Annotated in this window: 12 protein-coding genes, 1 tRNA gene and 1 pseudogene; 12 read left to right on the top strand and 2 right to left on the bottom strand. The window is 69.0% G+C overall.

What is annotated here, in order from left to right; translation table 11 throughout:
• The first annotated feature begins 37 nt into the window (after positions 1-37).
• From OG948_RS05995 to OG948_RS05940, 12 genes and pseudogenes are all read left to right on the top strand, one after another.
• Positions 38-2,926 carry an ATP-binding protein gene (locus tag OG948_RS05995; RefSeq protein WP_406294393.1) on the top strand — a complete coding sequence of 963 codons (2,889 nt, stop codon included), beginning with the start codon at positions 38-40 and terminating at the stop codon, positions 2,924-2,926.
• A gap of 99 nt (positions 2,927-3,025) precedes the next feature.
• On the top strand, positions 3,026-3,442 hold the full coding sequence (locus OG948_RS05990) for a nucleotidyl transferase AbiEii/AbiGii toxin family protein (RefSeq protein WP_406294392.1): 417 nt from the start codon (positions 3,026-3,028) through the stop codon (positions 3,440-3,442).
• A 339-nt stretch (positions 3,443-3,781) separates the two neighbouring features.
• Entirely contained in the window at positions 3,782-4,081 is a 300-nt protein-coding gene (locus OG948_RS05985) for a trypco2 family protein (protein ID WP_406294390.1), read from the top strand.
• Between the two features lie 7 nt (positions 4,082-4,088).
• Positions 4,089-4,616: pseudogene (locus tag OG948_RS05980) on the top strand (trypsin-like peptidase domain-containing protein); the annotation flags it as partial.
• 423 nt (positions 4,617-5,039) lie between these two features.
• Entirely contained in the window at positions 5,040-5,747 is a 708-nt protein-coding gene (locus tag OG948_RS05975; RefSeq protein WP_406300402.1) for a hypothetical protein, read from the top strand.
• A gap of 37 nt (positions 5,748-5,784) precedes the next feature.
• Positions 5,785-8,763: a DEAD/DEAH box helicase gene (locus OG948_RS05970; RefSeq protein WP_406294389.1), complete on the top strand. Its 2,979-nt coding sequence runs from the start codon at positions 5,785-5,787 to the stop codon at positions 8,761-8,763.
• A complete protein-coding gene (locus OG948_RS05965) occupies positions 8,760-9,986 on the top strand; it encodes a hypothetical protein (RefSeq protein ID WP_406294387.1) in 1,227 nt (408 codons plus the stop codon). The genes OG948_RS05970 and OG948_RS05965 overlap by 4 nt, the downstream gene beginning before the upstream one ends.
• A 91-nt stretch (positions 9,987-10,077) precedes the next feature.
• Positions 10,078-10,398 carry a 3'-5' exonuclease gene (locus OG948_RS05960; protein WP_406294385.1) on the top strand — a complete coding sequence of 107 codons (321 nt, stop codon included), beginning with the start codon at positions 10,078-10,080 and terminating at the stop codon, positions 10,396-10,398.
• 281 nt (positions 10,399-10,679) lie between these two features.
• Positions 10,680-12,224 carry a hypothetical protein gene (locus tag OG948_RS05955; protein ID WP_406294383.1) on the top strand — a complete coding sequence of 515 codons (1,545 nt, stop codon included), beginning with the start codon at positions 10,680-10,682 and terminating at the stop codon, positions 12,222-12,224.
• Between the two features lie 38 nt (positions 12,225-12,262).
• Positions 12,263-12,505, top strand: coding sequence for a hypothetical protein (locus OG948_RS05950; RefSeq protein ID WP_406294381.1), 243 nt, complete (start codon positions 12,263-12,265; stop codon positions 12,503-12,505).
• A complete protein-coding gene (locus OG948_RS05945) occupies positions 12,502-13,140 on the top strand; it encodes a nucleotide exchange factor GrpE (RefSeq protein WP_406294379.1) in 639 nt (212 codons plus the stop codon). The genes OG948_RS05950 and OG948_RS05945 overlap by 4 nt, the downstream gene beginning before the upstream one ends.
• Before the next feature lie 86 nt (positions 13,141-13,226).
• Positions 13,227-15,734: an Hsp70 family protein gene (locus OG948_RS05940; protein WP_406294377.1), complete on the top strand. Its 2,508-nt coding sequence runs from the start codon at positions 13,227-13,229 to the stop codon at positions 15,732-15,734.
• A 641-nt stretch (positions 15,735-16,375) separates the two neighbouring features.
• On the opposite strand, the gene OG948_RS05935 is transcribed toward OG948_RS05940, so the two are convergent.
• Positions 16,376-16,439, bottom strand: a tRNA-Leu gene (locus OG948_RS05935).
• 168 nt (positions 16,440-16,607) lie between these two features.
• Complete coding sequence (locus OG948_RS05930) at positions 16,608-18,017, bottom strand: hypothetical protein (RefSeq protein WP_406294375.1); 1,410 nt, start codon at positions 18,015-18,017, stop codon at positions 16,608-16,610.
• Positions 18,018-18,936: the final 919 nt, after the last annotated feature.

The raw sequence follows: 18,936 nt of genomic DNA, 5'->3' as shown, positions 1-18,936 counted from the left end.
ATCAACGGTCGAGCCAGGGCTTTCCGGCGGGAGCGGGATGATGACAAACGGCGCGCAGCCGACCGCGGGCTCGTCCCCGGCAGCGCCGCGGACCGGTTCACCGGTGCTGGTCGGCCGCGACCGGGAGTTGCGGACCCTGACCACCGCGGTGACTGCCGCACCGTCGGTGATCTTCGTCGAGGGAGAGGCGGGCATCGGCAAGTCCCGGTTGATCGCCGAACTGATCGCCGATCCGACCGCCGATCCGGGCCACCGTCCGCCATGGGTTCCGGTCCGGTACTGCCAGCCGCTGCGTGATCCGTTCCCCTACGGCGTCGTCTTCGACCTCCTGCGCCGGTGCGCGGGCCGACTGGCCCAGGAGAGTGGGGAGTTGAGCCCCGTTGTCGGCGCGCTGCGCCCCTACCTGCCCGAACTGGCCGACGCGCTGCCGCCCGCGCCCCCGCCACCGGGCGACGCGGCCGCCGAACGACACCAGCTCTTCCGCGCCGCCCGCGACCTGCTGGCCGCGTTGGGCCGGGTCGTTTTGGTGATCGAGGACGTGCACTGGGCGGACGAGGGCACTCGGCAACTCCTGCGATTCACGATGACCGACCCGCCGCCCGGCCTGTCGTTGGTCATGACGTACCGCCGCGAGGACTTGGCGGGCAGCGCGCCGCTGGGACGACCGTTCCGCCCGCCACCGGGCGTCACCGGAGCGCACCTGAGCCTGGGGCCGTTGGATGTCGACGGCGTACGGGACATGCTCGAGGCGATCCTCGGCGATCCGGTGGCGGCCGGGGTCGCCGAGATCATGAGGCAGCACACCGGCGGCATCCCGCTCGTGGTCGAGGAGGCCGCCTGCGCGCTGCGCGCCTTGGACGAGCGGCCGTGTACCGACGAGGTGACGGCACGCCGGCTGCTGGACATCGTCGAGGTGCCCGTACCGGTCCGGGAGGCGATGCTCGAGCGCATGCACGCGCTGCCGGACGACGCGCGTGCCGTCGCGCACGCGTCGGCGGTCCTGGGGATGCCCGCCTCGATCGCCCTGCTGAGCGCGGTCTCCGGTGTGGACCGCAGCCGGGGGCAGGTCACCCGGCTGTTGGAGCAGGCGGTCCTGGTGGAGGTGGCGGAGAACGAGTACGGCTTCCGGCATTCGCTCGCCCGACGGGCGGTGTACGACGCGCTCTCCGGCCCTTACCGTCAGGAGCTGCACGTGCGTGCGGTCGGGGAGCTGGTCCGGCTGGACCCGCCGCCGCTGATTCGGCTGGCCTCGCACAGCAGGCGCGCCGGGCTGACGGAGGACTGGCTGCGCTACAGCGAGGCGGCGGCCGACGCCGCGGTGCGGGCCGGGGACGCCCTCACGGCGATGGAACTGCTCTGCGCCGCGGTGGCCGAACCCACCGTATCGGCCTCGGACGTGGACCGACTCGCGGTCAACCTGTGCGAATCCGCGCTGATCAACCTGCACCACCGGGAGGTCACCGCGCAGATCGAGCGGTTGTGTTCCGATCCCCGGCTCTCGGACGAGGCGCGCGGCGAGGTACACCTTTGGCTGGGATTGCTGTTGATCCGTGAGGCAGGTGCGATGGGCCGGGGCCGGGCCGAGATCGAACTGGCCGTCGAAGCGCTGCACAGCCGGCCCGAACGCCGCCTGCGCGGCATGGCCGTGCTGGCCCTGCCCTATATCAGCACCCATCCGTTCGCCGCCGATCTGGTCTGGCTGGAGCGGGTGGAGGAGAGTCTGGAGGACCTGGAGCCGGGTGGTCCGCGCACCGAGTTGTTGGCGTCCACGCTCGGCGCCAGGGTGCTCGTCGGCGACCCGCGGGTGTGGGATCGGCTAGGCCTCCTGCCCTCCGCGTCCGAACCGGTCGACACCGGGACGCTGCGCGCGCTCGCCCGCGCGCACTGCAATCTCGCCGACGGATGCGCGTGGACCGGACACTACGCACGGGCCCGTGAGTTCCTGCACAGCGGTCTGAACCTGGCCAAGCGCGCGGGCGCGTCCTACGTGGTCGGCACCGCCGAGGCCACCCGCGCCCGGCTGGACTGGCACGTCGGTGACTGGGACGGTCTGGCGGAACGGGCCGAGCGGCTCACCCGGACCTACCCGCACCTGCTCTGGGTCACCAGCGAACTGAACCTGGTGAAGGGCTGGTTGGCCACCGCGCGTGGCGACTGGGTCCGCGCGGAGGCGGCCTTCAAGGCCACCCGCATGGATCAGCCCGACTCGGCCGTCATCCCGGTCGTGATCGCCGCGATCGGCGGGATGGTCACGCTGCTGTCGAACCGCGGCGACACCGCGGCGGCCTGCGGGTACGCCGACCGGGGCGCGGCACTGATCCGCCGCAAGGGCCTGTGGGCGTGGGCGGGGGAGTTGGCCTGCCCGGCCGTGGAGGCGTACGTGGCCGCCGGGCGCCACGACGACGCGCACACGTTCGTGGCCGACCTGGCCGCCGGGCTCGAGGGGGTGGACGCGCCCCTGGCCCAGGCGTCCCTGACCGCGACGCGCGCGCAACTCGCGGAAGCCGCGGGTGACGTCGCCGCAACGGCCCGGCTCTTCGACGAGGCGATCGGCCGCTTCGAGACCCTCGGCTTCCCCTACCGCACGGCCCGGCTCACCGAGACCGTGGCGGCGCGGGCCGGCGACGTCGCCGCACTCGGCGACCTCGTGCGCGGCTACGAGGACCTGGGCGCGACCACGGACGCGGCCCGCTGCCGCCACCTGATCCGCGGCATCGGCGTGAGCACTCCCTCACCCCGCGGCCGCCGCGGCTACGGCAACGAACTCTCGCCCCGTGAACGCGAGGTGACGCGCCTGCTGGCCAACGGCCGCACCAACCGCGAGATCGCCCAGGCGATGTTCCTCTCCCGCCGGACGGTCGAGGAGCACGTGGCCAAGGTGCTCCGCAAACTCGGCGCAAAATCCCGCCAGGAACTCCACCTGTAACCGACCCGCCCGGGCCCCGGCCCACCTCGGCGGTTCTCCCCGCTGTCGCCGACTTGGCGGCCCGTACCGGATCGGGCGGTTCTTTCTGCTGTCGCCGACTTGGCCGCCCGTACGCGATTGGGCGGTTTTCCCTGCTGTCGCCGACCTGGCGGCCCGCACGCGATTGGGCGGCTCTCCCCGACGGACACGAGCCGGGATCGACGACACCGCGAAACGCGCGACGACCCCGCCACGACACAACTCGACGTCGGCCCCGTCCTCCACCCCTACGACGCAGTCGCCAACAAGGTCATCGCACTGTTCGGCCGGGCCGCCCCACGCGACTACCTGGACGTGAACGCCGCCCTCGCCTCCGGCCGCTACACCCCGGAACGCCTCCTCGAACTCGCCGAAGAGCACGACGCAGGCTTCGACCGCCCCAATTTCGCGCAAGCCCTCCAAGCCGTCGACCGCTGGCCGGACCGCGAACAAGCGGTCTACGGAATCGGTCACTCGAAGACGCCGATCCTGGAGTGAACCGGACGTTCGGCCCGCTGAACCGACGCTAGGGGGCATGGCGACTCTGTTCGGCGACACCAGAACCCCGATCGCGAGGGTGCTCGTGCCCTTCGCGGTGCTCCATCCGCTGGTTACGCCTCGGTGGCGGCTGGAGCGTCTCCCTCGCGTTGCCGGCCCCTCGGGGTGCTGCCGGCTTCGGGGCACGCTCGTCTCGGCACCATGTGTAGTCTCTTCGTTGCACATGGCGGCGGACCGGTGGAGACCGAGGGTCCCACTCCGGGAAACGGGCAATTGTGGCCGGCTCGCCGGGTTCGTGCGTGGGTACGGGGATCAGTGCGTCACCGGGGAGGATGCGAAGTGATCGAGCTGGCGGAGATGATCCGTGATCTACGGCGCGAGTTGACCGACGCGATGGAACACGGCGCGGGCGAACGCCTGCGCTTCGAGTTGGGGCCGGTCGAGATCACCGCCACCGTTACGGTCACCCGTGAGGCCGGTGCCGGTGCCAAGGTGCGCTTCTGGGTGGTCGAGGGTGACGCACAGGGCCGACGGGGCCACGAGCACACTCAACAGATTTCGCTCACCCTCCAGCCGAGACTGGCAGGTACGAACGCACCACCGCTCATCTCCGGAGAGCAGGCCCACAGAGAACGCTGACCACGTGATGGCAGTGCGGGCGGGGGTCACCCCCGGGCGGGTTGCGGAGATTATCGTGGCCTTGGACGATGGGGGCGGTCGGCGTGGTTCGGGTTACCTGATCGGTCCTGGGCGGGTGCTGACGGCGGCTCACGTGATCGCCGGGGCGATGGTGGTGAGGGTGCGCTTCGACGCGGATCGGCCCGGCGCGCGCGAGCTGGTCGGGGAGCCGGCGTGGGCCGACGAACGGACCGACTTGGCCGTGCTACTCGTGCCGGGGGAGGACCGGCCACCGGTGCAATTCGGCCGCCTCGATGGGCACGAACTCCTTTACGAATGCCGAGCGGTGGGTTTCCCTCGGTTCAAGCTGCGAATGGACTCACGGGACGGATCCCAATACCGGGACATGTGCGACGCGTTCGGCACGCTCGCCCCGCTCTCGAATCGCCGCGAGGGCACCCTGTCGATCGCCGTGAGCCCACCCGACCGCGACGTGGATCCCAGGGCGTCGCCCTGGGAAGGCATGTCCGGTGCGGCAGTATGGGTCGCCGGACACGTCGTCGGCATTGTCAGCCGCCACCATCGCTCGGACGGGTTGGGGACACTGGCCGCCGTGTCGGCCGAGCGGTGGGCGGACGGAGTCGACGCGGCGCGCGTACCGGCGTTGGAAGACCTACTCGGCACCTCCCTCCGTCTTGATCGGCTGCCATCAGTACGCGTTCCATCCGGTCCCGGGCGAACGCCGAATCCCTCCCCGGCGTCCGCGAGAATCGTGGTCGCCACGAGCGACGCCGCCACACCCCTGAAGTCGGCTGCCGGTTGGCATGGCGGCGCGGAGGTCGATGTGGAAGGGCGTCGATATCTGCTACACAGCGAGCACCTGGACGACACGTTCTGCGCTGTCCGCTCGGTACACTCGCGCCGGGCTCGGGGACTGAGCCTGACTCGGGGCGAGGGACGTTCCTCAGCAGGGGAATACGTGTGGCTGCACCGTGTCGACGCCCGCACCGACGGGCCCGAAGCGCGCACCGCACTACGCGAACTCGCTGCCGAGTACGGCCTGATCGACGAACTCGGTCCCATCCCAGGTCTGCCGCTACCGATCGCGGTGGCCGGCGGACGCAGAACGTCGACCCTGGTGCTTGGCTGGCCGCCGGCCCGCCTCGGCGGCGGCCCGGGCGAGACACTCGCCGAGGCGTGTGGCGCACGGGCCGCGCCGCTGGACCCCTGGCGGACCGCACGCCTGCTCGCCGGCCTGGCCGGACTCTGCGCGACCTTGGCACCGCTGCACCGTCGAGGGACCGGTCATCGCCGGCTCGCCGCGAACGGCATCATCATGCTCGACGACGGCCGACTCGTGCTTCGTGACCTGGGCCTCGCCGCGAGGGAGCCCCGATCGGGCGAAGCACCGGACGGACCCCAGGCTCCCGAGCAGAGCCGGCGCCGCGGATCGGGCACTCCCGGGCCGCATACGGACGTGTACCGGCTCGCCGCGATCGCGTACCACCTGGTGACGGGCCGGGCACCGCATCCGATCGCCCCCACGCTCGGGGCGAACCTGCGGCCGGACCTGCCGGCGTCACTCGGTCGAGCCCTGGGGCAGGGTCTTGGGGCCGACCCGCGGTCCCGTCCGAACATCGGGGAGTTCGCCGCAGCCTTGACCGCCGTCCGAGACGAACTCGCCTGACGACGCTCCGCCGCAACGAAGGAGTAGAGGAGCACACATGCCGATCCACCTCGTTGAACTACCCGGGGCCGTCACGCTGGTCCCGGGAAAGACGCTGGACGGACAACTGCGTCGGCAGGCGAGCAATCCGTACGTTCCCGAGGACCTCCGCGCGCTGATCGGCTACCTGAACGGCCGCACCGACGGTGTGCCGGCTGCCCTGGACGAACCCAGGCCCGGCAGCACCGACAAGAGCATGGTCCTGTTCGGACCCTCCTACGTCGTACGCCTGTTCCCCACCCGGCATCGCGACGGATACACGATCGCCGGGATATACCCGCTGCGCGCCGCCGACCACAGCCGGCTCGCCGACCGCTACCTCCGCGTGCGTCCGCCGCTCTGGCGGTCGGTGCACGAGCCGCGACAGATACCTGCCGGCTCCGACGCGTACTGGCCCCGAATCGACGCCGAATGGACCAGACTGCTCGCGGCGCACTCCACCGCCCACGGTGTGCCCGCCGCCCCAACGGCCCGTTCGACGGTCCTGCTGGAAACGCTCGAGCGGCTGATCGACGCCACCGAGCGGATCGACGGCGAGAAGACGCGCGCCGCCCCGCCGTTCCCGTACCGGGATGTGAGCGCGACCGGCGAGCGACGACGGGGGACCCGGGCGGTGTATCGATTCCACCTCGCCGGCGGGCGGACTCCCCAGGACGGCACCTTCGTCCAACTGCGTGGCGGGTCGGAGCGGCGCGGTCAAGTGGTCCGGGTCGTCGCCGAGGGTGGTCACGAAATCGCGACCGTGCGCTTCGACGAGCCCGTCGCGTGGGGCGACCTCGCGCCCCAGGGGGAACTGGAGATGACCCCGACCAATGTCGTCTACCGCAAACAGCGTGAAGCGGTCGCCCGGCTGCGAACCGGCCAGGAAGCCAATCCGGCGCTCCTGCCGATGCTGACCGAGCGCCGGGTGCAACCGTTCCGGGCGGCCGTCACACAGCCTGCAGAGCCGCTTGATCCCGATCAACTTTCGGCATACCAAAAGGCGTTGACCGTCCCCGATCTACTCATCGTGCTCGGCCCACCGGGGACCGGCAAGACCCGGACGATCAGCGAGATCGTGCGATCCAGCGCGATCGCGGAGCCGCCCGAGCGCATTCTGGTCACGTCGCATACACATCGCGCGGTGGACAACGTGCTGGCCCGGCTGCCTCGCGACCTCGTGATCGTGCGGGTGGGCCACGAGAACAGCGTCACCGCAGAGGGCAAGCCGTACCTTCTCGACCGCCAGATCGCCGACCTGCGTGGCGAGATCCTCGGCCGCACCGCGCATGCGCCGGACGCGTGCACGGATCCCGAGAACGCCGCGCCTTGGGCCGACGAACTCTCGCTGTACGTGGACGAGCTCGCGGTACTGACCGAACAGGCGGCCCGAGCCCGTACGGATCTCGACGGGAAACGCCGTGCGGTCCGTGGGCCGGCGCGCGACGCCGCGGTTGCGTGGACCGAGCGGCTCGCCCTGGCACGCGACGCGGCGGAGGGGCACCGCGGGCACATCGAGATTCGGGTCCGACAACACGACAAGGTCGCCTCGCGCGCGGGTATGCCGATCCTTGGGGGCCTCTTCGCGCGCCGAGCCCGCAGGCTGCGGGCTCGGCTGGACGCGCTGTTCGTTCGGGCGGCGGAGCTCGACGCGGCGGTCGTCGACGTCCGGGCCAAACTCGACGTCGCCGAACGCGCCGCCCTCGCCGAGGCCGATGCCGCCCCGACGGTGCGTGCCGCCGCGGCCGTGCTCGCGGCCACCCGGCAGGAGCGGCAGGCCGCCCACGACCGCGCTCGGGTCGCGGCCCGCGAGACGTGCGCGGCGCTCGGCCCGGCGGAGGGACTGGCGCCGCCCTACGACCCAACCGACCCGGACCCGAGCGGGCGCAGGCTCGGCGAACTGCGCGCGTGGCTGAACGCGTACATGCCGCTGATCGCCGCGCGGGCACACCTGCGCGAGCAATGGCACGAGGCCGTCAGCGGCGAGACCGACCAATTGCACCCGGAACTGATCCGTTACGCGGACGTGATCGCCGCGACTTGTATCGGCGCGGCCTCCCGACCGGAACTCGCCGAGCTCGACTTCGACCTCGCGATCGTCGACGAGGCCGGACAGATCGGCGTCACCGACGTGCTGGTACCCCTGGTCCGGGCGAAGCGCGGGATCCTGGTCGGCGACGAGCGCCAACTCCCGCCCTTCCTGGACACAGACGTCGAGAGATGGGGCGCCGGTGCCGACCAGGAGACCCGGGACCTGCTCGCGAAGAGCGCCCTCGAACTGCTCCTGGCCGGTCTGCCCCGCAGCCACGTTGTGCAACTCACCCTCCAACGCCGGATGCCGGCCGAGGTCTGCGGCTTCGTCTCCGAGAGGTTCTACGGCGGCAAACTGCACACTGCTGCGGTCCATCGCGAGCACAGGGACCCGCTCTTCACCGCGCCCATGGTGTTCGTGGACACCGCAAGGTTGCCGCCGGGCCGCCGGTACGAACAGTCCGGTGGCACCGCGGAGGACGGGAACATCCCCGGCACCAGCAACGAGACCGAGGCCGAACTCTTGGTCGAATTGGCGTGTTTCTACCACCGCCGAGGAGCCGAATGGGCAGTCATCGTGCCCTACCGCGCGCAAGTGGACCTGATCACCCGCATCTTGGCGGGTCGGATCGGCGATCTCGACGTCGCTCGGCACAACGTCGGCACCGTTGACTCGTTCCAGGGCGGCGAACGCGATGTGATCCTGTACGGCTTCACCCGAAGCAACCCGAATGGCAAGGTGGGCTTCCTGCGCGAACTGCGCAGGATCAACGTCGCGTTCACCCGGGTCAAGCGGCAACTCGTCCTGGTCGGCGACGCCGAGACCATCGGAAACGCCGATGATCCGGAGTTCCGCAAGCTCGCGGAGGCGCTACGGGCACACCTCGTGGACCGAGGCGAGATTCTGCAGTACCTCGACGTGCGGAAACGGTTGGCCGACTTCGACACGGACTGGAGGCGGGCGTGAGTCCCCGATCTCAAGCGCAGGCCACACCGAAGTGGACGATCCCATACCCGGAGACGCGCGCGGTCGAGCATGCGGCCTTCGTCGAAGGTATCGCGCCCACCGGTGTCTTCCCGGTGCTGCTCCCGGTGTGGTCCGTCGAAATCCGGGCCACCGTGACCGAGGGGAAGCCGTACGACCTGATCGACCACTACCTTGAACGCGCCATCGACGAAGGCCACCTGGATACGGTCGACAGCCTGGCTCGATTCCTCGGCCTCGACGCGGTGTTGGTGGATCGTGCGTTGCGCTCGCTGGTTGCGATCGACCATGTCGTTCGCACCGGGAACGCGGTGGAACTTACCGAACTCGGTCGTCGATCGGTGCGCGCGGGCACCCGCTACGTGGTGACGCACGAGGATCGGCGCAGGCTGTACTTCGACGCCTTCGGGTCGCGGCCGCTGACTCGGCGCTACTACGCAGGCGATCCGGTGACCTTGGTGTCCGGCGGCCAACTCGACGCCGCCCAGGCCGGTCGGAACGGGCAGCGCTTCACCCTGCTCGTGAGCACGCACGGGTTCGCCCGGGACGCGCTCGCCCGGTTGAGCGCGAGCCCGGAACGCGACCGCTACAACCTGCCCGCCCGGATCGACCAACCCCAGAGCCTCGGCGAGGAGATGGTCTTCCTGCCGGTCTACATAGTGCGAGGATGGGAGGGCGGTCCGGGCGGTCGGCTACGCCATCTCGCGTACGGGCAGGCGGGTGACGAAGCCGACCCGGATTTGAGCACAATGGCGCAGGAGACAGTCGAGATCGTTTCCGCATTGGCGTCGGAGCAGACTGATCCCGAGCGTGCCCAGGTATGGATGCGCGAGAAGCACCCTTCCGCCACGGGCCCGGAGGCACTCGACCGCGGGGGCTGGCGCGCAACCTTTCCCCCCGAGTCCTTCGGCCCGAACGCGCCCTTCACACTCACCAAGGTCGGTTCGTTCACGCGACATTCGGGATGTCTCTTCCAACTGTGGTGCGCGGACCCGGGAACCCGGCGCCGAGCCTTGGTCGAGCGGATGGACGAATACCTCGGCGCGCGCAGTCGTCCCACCCGCGACGACGTGGACGATCGCCTCGCGCGGATCGCCGAACAGTTGGACCTCAAGGGCACCGATCGGGCGGAACTCCAACGATGGGCACATCTATACGATCGCGGCGTCCTGGCCGCCCGACTGGACGAACTCGCGGCCCACTGAGACAAGTCGTCCAGCCGTCTCGAAATCCCGAGCGGATGTCGTGGCGGCGTTGCCCTCAGGACGCCTGCGATGCACGGGCGGAGCGCGTATCGTGCCGCTTCACCCATGGCGTGTGGTCCACCAGGGCCTCGAATTCCAACGCGTCTTCCTCGCCGGCATCAGCGACGGCCAGGTACCGCATCAGAGCATCGAGACCTTCCGGCACACCAATCCCGATCGCTATCGTCAGGAACGGCAACGGGCACGATCCACGCTGTTCGTCGCCGCGACCCGCGCCCGCGACGAACTCGTGGTCAGCTGGAACGGCACGGCAAGCGACTTCCTCCTGCCCGAGGGCTCCGACGCGCAGGCACACAACGCCGCCGAGTTGCTTTCAGGCGAGGGACCTCCGTCCGGTTCCGCCGTTGCCTGACCCCAAGTACCCGACGCGAACGGGCAGGTCGCCGCACACCAAATGCGTGTCGATGACGTCCGCTGCGTCCAGCCGCTGTGCTCCTGCTGTCTCGGCATAGTGGAGCAGGCAGCACGCCGTCTGCTTCGCGCGTCCACGTGCTTACTACACATCCGGCATGTGTGGTTTGCCCATCACCGCGTCATGGAAGCAGCCGGCTCACCCGGATACGCGTTGACGTTGCCGACAGACGTATCTACCGTTGGTTGCGCTGTGTCGGGGGCCAGGGGAGACAACAGATCGTGCAGGTGGACGACATGGATGGGCTCGGGTGGCCCGCCACGGTTCCCGCCTTACTCAGCGCGGCCGAACGAGCTTGCTTGCGCGCGGACTTCGCCGGTATCCGCCCGCTTCTGCGCAGGATTGAGCACGATTTCGGCACTCCATCCGACCCCAACGAAGCGACACGCTATGCCGTGCTGCGCAGCGTGCTGGCCGCGCGTGTGGGGAACTGGACCGAGGTGGTCCGGTGGTGCCCCGACAGGGGGAGCCTGGAGGGAGCGGAGACAGGTGTGGTGCACGCCGTCGCGTTGGCAGCCCTTCGCAGGCTTTGCGAGACCGAAGGGCATTCCGAATCCGGCACTACCGCGCTCGTGATCGTGCTGTGGGCGTACCTGTTGGACGAAGACGACCCAGGCGACTTCCGCGCGTTGCTCACCTCGCGGCGCGGCACGGCTTTCGCCGACGATCACTGGGACGAGGCTCGCCGCCGTCTGGCCAAGCGCATCACCGACCTCCTGCGTGCTTTGGACACCCGCGCCGGCCGAGATGCTCTCGCCGCGTGGGAGACGGCCTGGGCGGCCGAACGCCTCGCGCCCAAGTCTGCGGGAGCCGGGCCCGACAGCCTGATTCCGCTCGAGTGTGCTGCCCGATATCTCGTCGGCCACGGACAAGGTCTCGCCTTGCTGGAGGCCTATAGCGCGCGCCACCCGCACCCGGACACCTGGAGCGCGGATTCCGTCGATAATCCTGTCTGCGCCGATGCGCTGGCCCGAGCCTTGTCGCAACGGGGACAGGATCGCGCGCAGACCGGGGAATGGGGCGATGCGCTCGCCGACTTCGCCGCGGCTGCGCGGCTCGGCCATCCCCTGGGCCCTGGTGACCAGGCAGCCGTGCGCCGCGCGTGGAAGAACGTCGGGCGCACTTGGAACGGGTACGGCTACTCGACCATTGCCCGAATCCATGGCCTCGAATTGGCCTATCGGTTGCTGCCCGGGGACAGCGCACTGGCTGCCGAGCTCACCGCAGAGTTGGTGCGACAGGGCCAGAAGGTCTTCGACAGCGATACCGAGCAGAGTAGGAAGCGGTTCGCCCGGGCCTTGTCCGTGTCGCCTGGCGACAAGGACGCTCGGGCCGGGCTCGACGACCATCTTCGGGTGGCATTGTGCCGGATTTTCGATGGGGCTCAGCCAGACGGGAAGCTCCGTGTCCACGAGGTGCGGGACCTGCTCCGGCGCGATCCGGAGTGTGCGTTCGCCCGGAGGTGGCTCGGCGATCACTACGCGGAGAAGGCAGTTACAGCAGGGGTGCGTGGGCTTACCGTCCAAGCCCGCTCCGCCGCACGCAAGATGCTCCACTACGATGGCCACGCAGGCCCGTCCGACGAGGAATTCGTCGACGAGAAGCTCGTTGAACTCCTGCTGGGCGAGGCCGAACATGCCGCGGACAAAGGCACGCGTGCCGGAGCGAGGCGCCGCGTGAAACTCCTGAATGCTGCCGCCGACATTGCGGACCGGATTCGCGTCGACGTCGGTGAGGAGCCCACCGGACAGGAAACCCTCTTTTGACCGACAGCCCAGCAGTTCCGGACGGCGAGGGTCCGGATTTGCCTTCCATCCCCTGGTTCGGCCCCACGCTGTACGAACTCGTCCCCGAAATTCCGCTTGGCGCCCGTCCTCCGCTGCTCCGCAAACAGGCAGCGCAGGCCCAATCCGCGGCCCGGCGCGATCCGGTACAGAGCGAGCGCATCCGCCGGGCCGACCGGAGCTCTCACGGCATCGTCGACGCCGTCGTCGCCGAAATGCTCACCCCGCCCCTTCCCAGTCGCGCTCCCGAGGAATGCACGTGAACGGACACGCCCCGGCCTCCATCACCGATGCCCCGTCCGAGATCGACAAACTGCGCCACCGGGTCGAGGCGCTGTCGCGCAAGCGAGACGAGGCCGAGTCCCGGCTGCATGCCCTGCTGCGCTCGCTGCTGCCGTTGGATGATCTGCTCGCCGATACGCGCCGTCGGACCGGGGCCTTGCACGAGGCTCGATCCGCCCGCGAAACAACTGCGGCACTGGTGGCCGTGGGCGAGCAGATCGACGCGGCCCAGCGCATGCTTCGCAGCGAGATCGCCCGGCACGACGTGACGCCGATTCAGGTGCTGGGCAGGCCGGCCGATCCGGCGGAGATGGAGGTCGTCGGAACCGAGTCGCATCCCGGCGCTGCGGATTGCACGGTGCTGCAGGAGAAGCTCACCGGGTTCCGCTTGGGCGCCACCGTCCTCCGGCCCGCGCAGGTAATCATCGCGATGCCAAGCCCTGCGCCGGAACGCGAGCCGAACCAAGAGCTTGCTTGGCCGGTCGACGACGGCCCGGCTCCGGCTCCGCCCGGGCCCGATGCCACCACACGTGGTAATCGGAAACAGCCTCGACGTACCACCCGTTCCCAGCGACGCCTGCTACGGAGACCGTCGGCTCGACGCGGGCGCTCCTGACCAAAGGGCAGCACGTTGCATGTGCGCGCGCTGTGCCCATGCAGGTGCTCACCACGTCCATGACCCACCACGAGAAAGCATCATCCATGCAGCGGACTCTCGGCATCGATCTCGGAACCACCAACTCCGTCGCAGCCTGGCTGAGCAACGGAGTCCCCGTGGTCTTGGCCAACCGGCTCGGGGGGCAGGCCACTGCCTCGGCTGTGGGCATCGACTCCCATGGCGCATTGTTGGTCGGCAGCGAGGCCCTCAACTGGCTCGCAGGAGAACCCGGTTCGGTCATTACGGAAGTGAAGCGGCTGATCGGGCGACGCTGGGACGACGAGCTCGTGCAGCAGGTGCTGGAGGCGCGGCCCGACGACGCGCCGCCCGTCCGGGAGAGTGCGGACGGCTCGGTGGAGATCCGGCTGGGCGGGCACTACCTGTCCCCGGTGCAGGTGTCCGCCATCCTGCTGCGGCGGCTCAAGCAGGACGCCGAAAGCGCCGCAGGGGCGGCGTTCCGGAGGGCGGTGATCACCGTGCCGGCGTACTTCGCCGAGCCGCAGATCAACGCCGTGCGGGAAGCAGGGCGGCTGGCCGGCTTTCACGTGGCACGGATCGTGCCGGAACCGACTGCCGCCGCACACGCGTTCGGCGTCAGGTCGGCGGAACAGGGCGGAACCCGGGACCACGTCAGCGTGCTCGTCTTCGACCTGGGCGGCGGCACCTTCGACGTGTCACTGCTGACGATCGGCCCCGGCTACTTCTCGGTCGACGCGCTGAGCGGCGACAACCTCCTCGGCGGTGCCGACTTCGACGCGCTGCTCGACAAGCACCTGCGTGAGCAAATCGGTGGGCGCGACCACAGCGGCGAGGGAGACGCCTCCCGGATCCGGACCGCCGCCGAACGGGTGAAGATCGAACTGTCCGCACAGGACGTTGCCGAGGTGACCCTCGCGCCACTCGGCCGCCAGGGCGGGTCCTGGTCGGGTTCGGTGCCGCGCACGGCCTTCGAAGGACTCCTCTCCGAGCATGTACGCCGCATGCGCGAGACGGTCGAGTCCATGCTGAAGGCGGCCGGGGCGTTGCCCGGGGACGTCCAGCATGTGCTCCTGGTCGGCGGGTCCACCCACATCCCGGCCGTCCGACGCGAGCTCAAGGACCTCTTCGGTGACGGAACCGTGTCGCATGCTGTGGACCCCATGCTGGCCGTCGCCCATGGGGCGGCCGTGGAAGCCGGCCTGCTCGACACCCTCGACTGCCCCGCCGTGACCTGCACCACCGAGCGCATCCCCGCCACCGCCGACGCCTGCCCGGAGTGCGCCACTTCGCTCCTCGGCGCCCCGACGGTGGACTGTCCGGGCTGCCACGTGCCCGCCCCTGAAGGCAGTGCCGGCTGCGCTGTCTGCGCCGCGGACCTGTCCGGAATGCATGCGGTCCCGCCGGCGGTGACCCGCACGGAGTGCTCGGAGTGCGGCCGGGACGACAATCCTGCGTCCGCGACCGTCTGTCTCGACTGCGACGCGCCACTGGACAGCGGCGGCCTGGAGTGCCCCGGCTGCGGCATGGTCAATGCCGCCGGCCTCGGCTCCTGTTCCTTCTGTGACGGAGCATTCGGCACTGCCCTTGCCCAACAGGTCACCGCTCAGGACATCGGGCTCGAACTCGCGGACGGTACCGTGGAGGTGCTCTTCCCCAGGGGAACTCCGTATCCGACCGAATGGCAGCGGGTGGATACGCTCGTGGTGCGTGGTGACAGGAGTGGGCCGGTGCGTTTCCACCTCTGGGAAGGCCCGCACACGCGCTCGGCGCATCGCAACGAGTTCTGCGGCAGTTTCGCTCATGAACGCGCCGACGGATTCTCAGGAGACGTACCACTCACTCTTGAGGCGCGGCTCGACGTCGATCGGACCATCGACCTCAAGGTCCGTATCGGCTCCGGCGGTTGGCACGGAGCACAGCTCAACCGCACCAGGGTGCTGCCTGCCGTGAGCCGAAAGGCGTCCGAACTCCATTACCGCTGCGTGGACTTCCTGAAGACCTGGGACAAGGAGATCACCTCCGCAGAGCGCGACGCCCTGACCGATGCCCTGGCGGACCTGGCTGCCCTCGGCAGGGGGGAACCCCTGGGTCGTTCCTTGGACGGAGTGCTCGACTCGGCCCGCGACACATTGGAGTTGTGTGAACAGACTCGCAATGCCGGGGTGAGGGCAACCATCGCCGCCCGGTACGGGCGTGGGCTGCTACCGCAGTCGCTCCTGGACAGACTGCGGAAGGCCGGCGAAGCGGTGGGAGACGCGCGCAGGGCCATGGACGTCAAGGAGATGCAAGCTGCCGCAGAACAGGCCGAGGACCTCTGGACCGGACTCGATCCGGCGATCCGCACCGCGATCCTCACCATCCGCTTGGCCGAGCAGGACTCCTACCCGACGACGCTCCGCAAGGAAATCTTGGCTGCCCGCGACGCTCTGCGCGACGCCGTGGAGTACGGCGATCAGGACGCCCAGGACTCCCAGCTCGTACACCTCGGGCGTCTCGCCGAGCGAGGCCGTGACCAGTGCACGGACGTGGTCGCAGCGTCTTCGGCCGGTGGTGTAATGCCGTCCCGACGGTGAAGCGCCGCGAGGAACGGTACGGCGCCGAACCCTCCCGGGTGGCGACGGCACGCGCCTTGGCCTCAACTCGTCGACACGCCTGCCGGCCCCAACTGGCTCGGTATCCGTCGCCCTTGCTGGCCCAAAACCAGCTGTCGGCGAGTGCGGGGGTCGGTGGTGGGGTCCGTCTCCGCGTCGGCGACGCCTTTCGACGTCGAGGCCGTTGCGCGGGCTCGACGGACGAGAGCGACACCGGGACGTTGGTGCACCCCGCCTGCATCGTTGGTGTAGGTCGCCTTCGGCACGGGTGGTCGGCAATTTTCCGGCTCCCGCCCGACTTTGACTTCCCGCCACAGTGGGGACACGTGGCCCCCCTCATGGCTCGGTGTCAGCTCTTGGCGTACTTGACCGGTGGCAAATGGCTGACTGGTAAGCAGCTCTACGAAAGCGCAGAGTAATGAAGCGAGTCGGAGAGTGTCAGAAACAAGCGATCAATCCGATCAAACGGGCGTTTCTCTCGATCTGGGATTCGGTCAGAGGCCCCTTGAACCGCCTGTGGTCCACGGCAGCCCGGTGATCGGTCGGTCTGCTCGTGTAGTGGTCCAAACCAGGAAAAGGCATCGACCTGGGCTTTCACCCAGGTCAACGCCTCTTCAACACCGTCGGGACGACAGGATTTGAACCTGCGACCCCTTGACCCCCAGTCAAGTAGACGAGGCATCTCCGCAGGTCAGGGGCACTTTGCTGCCCAATACGACGTTCGATTTCCAGTATATCGTGCCATTTCGCGCATGCCGTGTGGTCCACAACTGGTCCACAGCGTCCGAGCGTTGATGCTGTGTATTCGTCTGGGTGCAACGGTTCCGCATCGGACTTCGACGATCTGAGTCGGGCCTACCGGAAACCGCGGTTCGGGTTGCGCGGCATGACGTTGCCGAAGTCTTCGAACCACGCGAGTGGCTTTGCGTCGCCGACGCCGAGGGTCTGGTTAAGCGGATGGGATGGGGCTTCGACACCGGTGAACTTGGAGTCGTAGAGCCACAGGACGTCGTGGTCCTGGAAGAAGAACTCGGAGCAGGCAGCCCAGTCGTAGTCGTCCTCGTGTTGGGGCATCGGGATGCCGCCACCGTGACTACTGGCGTCGATGAGATCGGGTGCGTCTTCGAGTGCGAGGTGGAGGACGATCTCCTCCGCTGTGCAGGTGGGTTGCGGCCAGTTGCCGCTCTCGATGTCGTGTGCCAGGTCGTCGCAGGCTCGGGCGACCTGTTTGCGCCATGCCTTGTTCTGGCGCCAGGTGATGTGTGGGAGGCGCCCGAAGAACTCGTACTCTTCGTCTTCTTCCGAGGTGATCGGCGCGTCGTTCAGTTTCTCGGTGTCGTCGTAGGCGGAGTCCGCGAGCCAGGTCAGGGCCGTGTGCAGGACATCGGCCGTGCGCGGTGTCAGTTGCCAACCGCACTCCTCGCATTCTTCGTCTTCACACCGGTGAGCGGTCAGCGGGAAGAGCGCGACGAAGTCCGCGGCGTGCTCGTCGACGCCCGGGTGGGCCATTGCCGGTGTGGTCTCGTTCGGCAACCGCCAGCCGGTACCGAAGTCGGCCCGCACGGGAGCCGTGGTCCAGTCGGCGACCTCATCGCCATGCGCAACCAGCAGTTCCGCGGCTTGTTGCGCGTCGGTCAGACAATCTGCTCCCGGTAGTTCGTCACCGTTCGTTGCCGCGAACATCAAGGCGCCGACCAAGTCCAGCGGATCGTCGCCGGGTTCCTCGACCGGCAACGGTGTCCAACCGTCGGCCGCCACGGCGGCGAGCAGTCGATTCTCGTCGTAGACGTGGTACTCGCGTAGTTGTACGACCCGAACCACGCGTCCGGGTAGTTCCGCCAGGCGCGCCTCGCTCGGGGTACGAGTGACGGCTACGGGGAGTTCGTCCGGGTGGTCGTCCACATCGCTCGGAGCGAGTGGATCGTTGGCAGGCCATCGGAAGAGAGCGGGTGCGAGACCGGGCCACACTCCGCTGCGTGCCCGAGCCAGGGCCTCACGGAGCGAGGCCGCGGGTGCGTCGGGTAGTGCCGAGTCCAAGTGACGTGCGACGGCTTGCTGGTAGCGATTCAGATCTCCGTTGAGTGTCAGGGTTCGCAGCAACGCGGCCGCGTGCTGGGCGAGTGTGGCGTCCCGACAGGTGAGTACCGCCTGTAGTGAGGACGGCCCGTCCGGGTGGGCCAGGAGAACGAGGACGCGACTCTTGCTCGCACCGTGTTCGCAGAAGTAGTCGCGGGGGACTGCGGGGGCGGCCGTTGAGGCATTCATGGGCATGCTCCAGTGGGAAGCAGGCAGTTGTGATGGACTGCGCTCCGGTGAGGATGCCGCTGGATGGACGCGGTGCGAGCGCGTCTCCGGACGACGAAGAGGATTGAGATGACTGGTGCCGTCGCTGCAAGCGACGACCCGGGTCGACTCGAGTGCCAAGGGTAGCGTGCCACACATCCACGCATCGGGTGTTTGCTTGTGCGTGCGCACCGGGACCCCGTGTACGCCGGCGGCAGGTCGGCGAACCTGCCCGGGAGTGGCCGTGGCCTTTGCGGTAATCAGCCCCACCCGGTGAGTACGGGAGCCCAGAGGTCCGTGCCATGGCTCCAGTTGCCGTCACTACCGGATCGCATCCTTCACCGCGAACCTCCGACCACACAGCGAAACGGGCACCTTATGAGAGCTGAGGGCTGTGCCTGGGACATGGTGAACGAGCCCCGGGGGATGCTGAGCCGGAGGAGGGTTGCGACACTGCGTGCTCCAACTCGCTGTCTGAGCAAGCCAGTTCTTTCCACCGCAGTCGTTCTTGGGGACATACAAGTTGGAGCGGCCCTCGGTGCGTTCTTCGTCTTGGGCGCAGACTTCTGTGCGCCTGGCTGAAGCGGCGCACTGCCCACAAGCAGGTCCGTCTTCTTGGGAGATGCCGAGTCGAGGCCTCGCGACCGCTCGTCGTCAGGGACACGCGTCGCCGCGATCGTCTCAAGGGCTGATCCGGATGGGCCCGCAAAGCTTGCCCGGGATGGGGATCGAGCCGCTGGCACTGCCACACCCTGCCAGGCCTCGTCGACCACGAACAACGGCGGCAACGGGTCCTCGACGACGACTGGGCCGTTCGCGACGGACGTGCCATCAGCCTCGTCCGTGCTTTACCCGTCGTCACGGTCGAACGACAGGCATTCGGCGGCGCAGCCTGCGGCCG

The sequence above is a fragment of the Embleya sp. NBC_00888 genome, from assembly GCF_045207655.1.
Taxonomy (GTDB): Bacteria; Actinomycetota; Actinomycetes; order Streptomycetales; family Streptomycetaceae; genus Embleya.
This window is presented reverse-complemented; position numbering and strand designations above follow the sequence as displayed.

Bases quoted from the DNA above. Each gene is read 5' to 3' on its own strand.
- OG948_RS05970 (WP_406294389.1), top strand. From the start codon at position 5,785: ATGCCGATCCACCTCGTTGAACTACCCGGGGCCGTCACGCTGGTCCCG.
- OG948_RS05940 (WP_406294377.1), top strand. From the start codon at position 13,227: ATGCAGCGGACTCTCGGCATCGATCTCGGAACCACCAACTCCGTCGCA.
- OG948_RS05995 (WP_406294393.1), top strand. From the start codon at position 38: ATGATGACAAACGGCGCGCAGCCGACCGCGGGCTCGTCCCCGGCAGCG.
- OG948_RS05930 (WP_406294375.1), bottom strand. From the start codon at position 18,017: ATGAATGCCTCAACGGCCGCCCCCGCAGTCCCCCGCGACTACTTCTGC.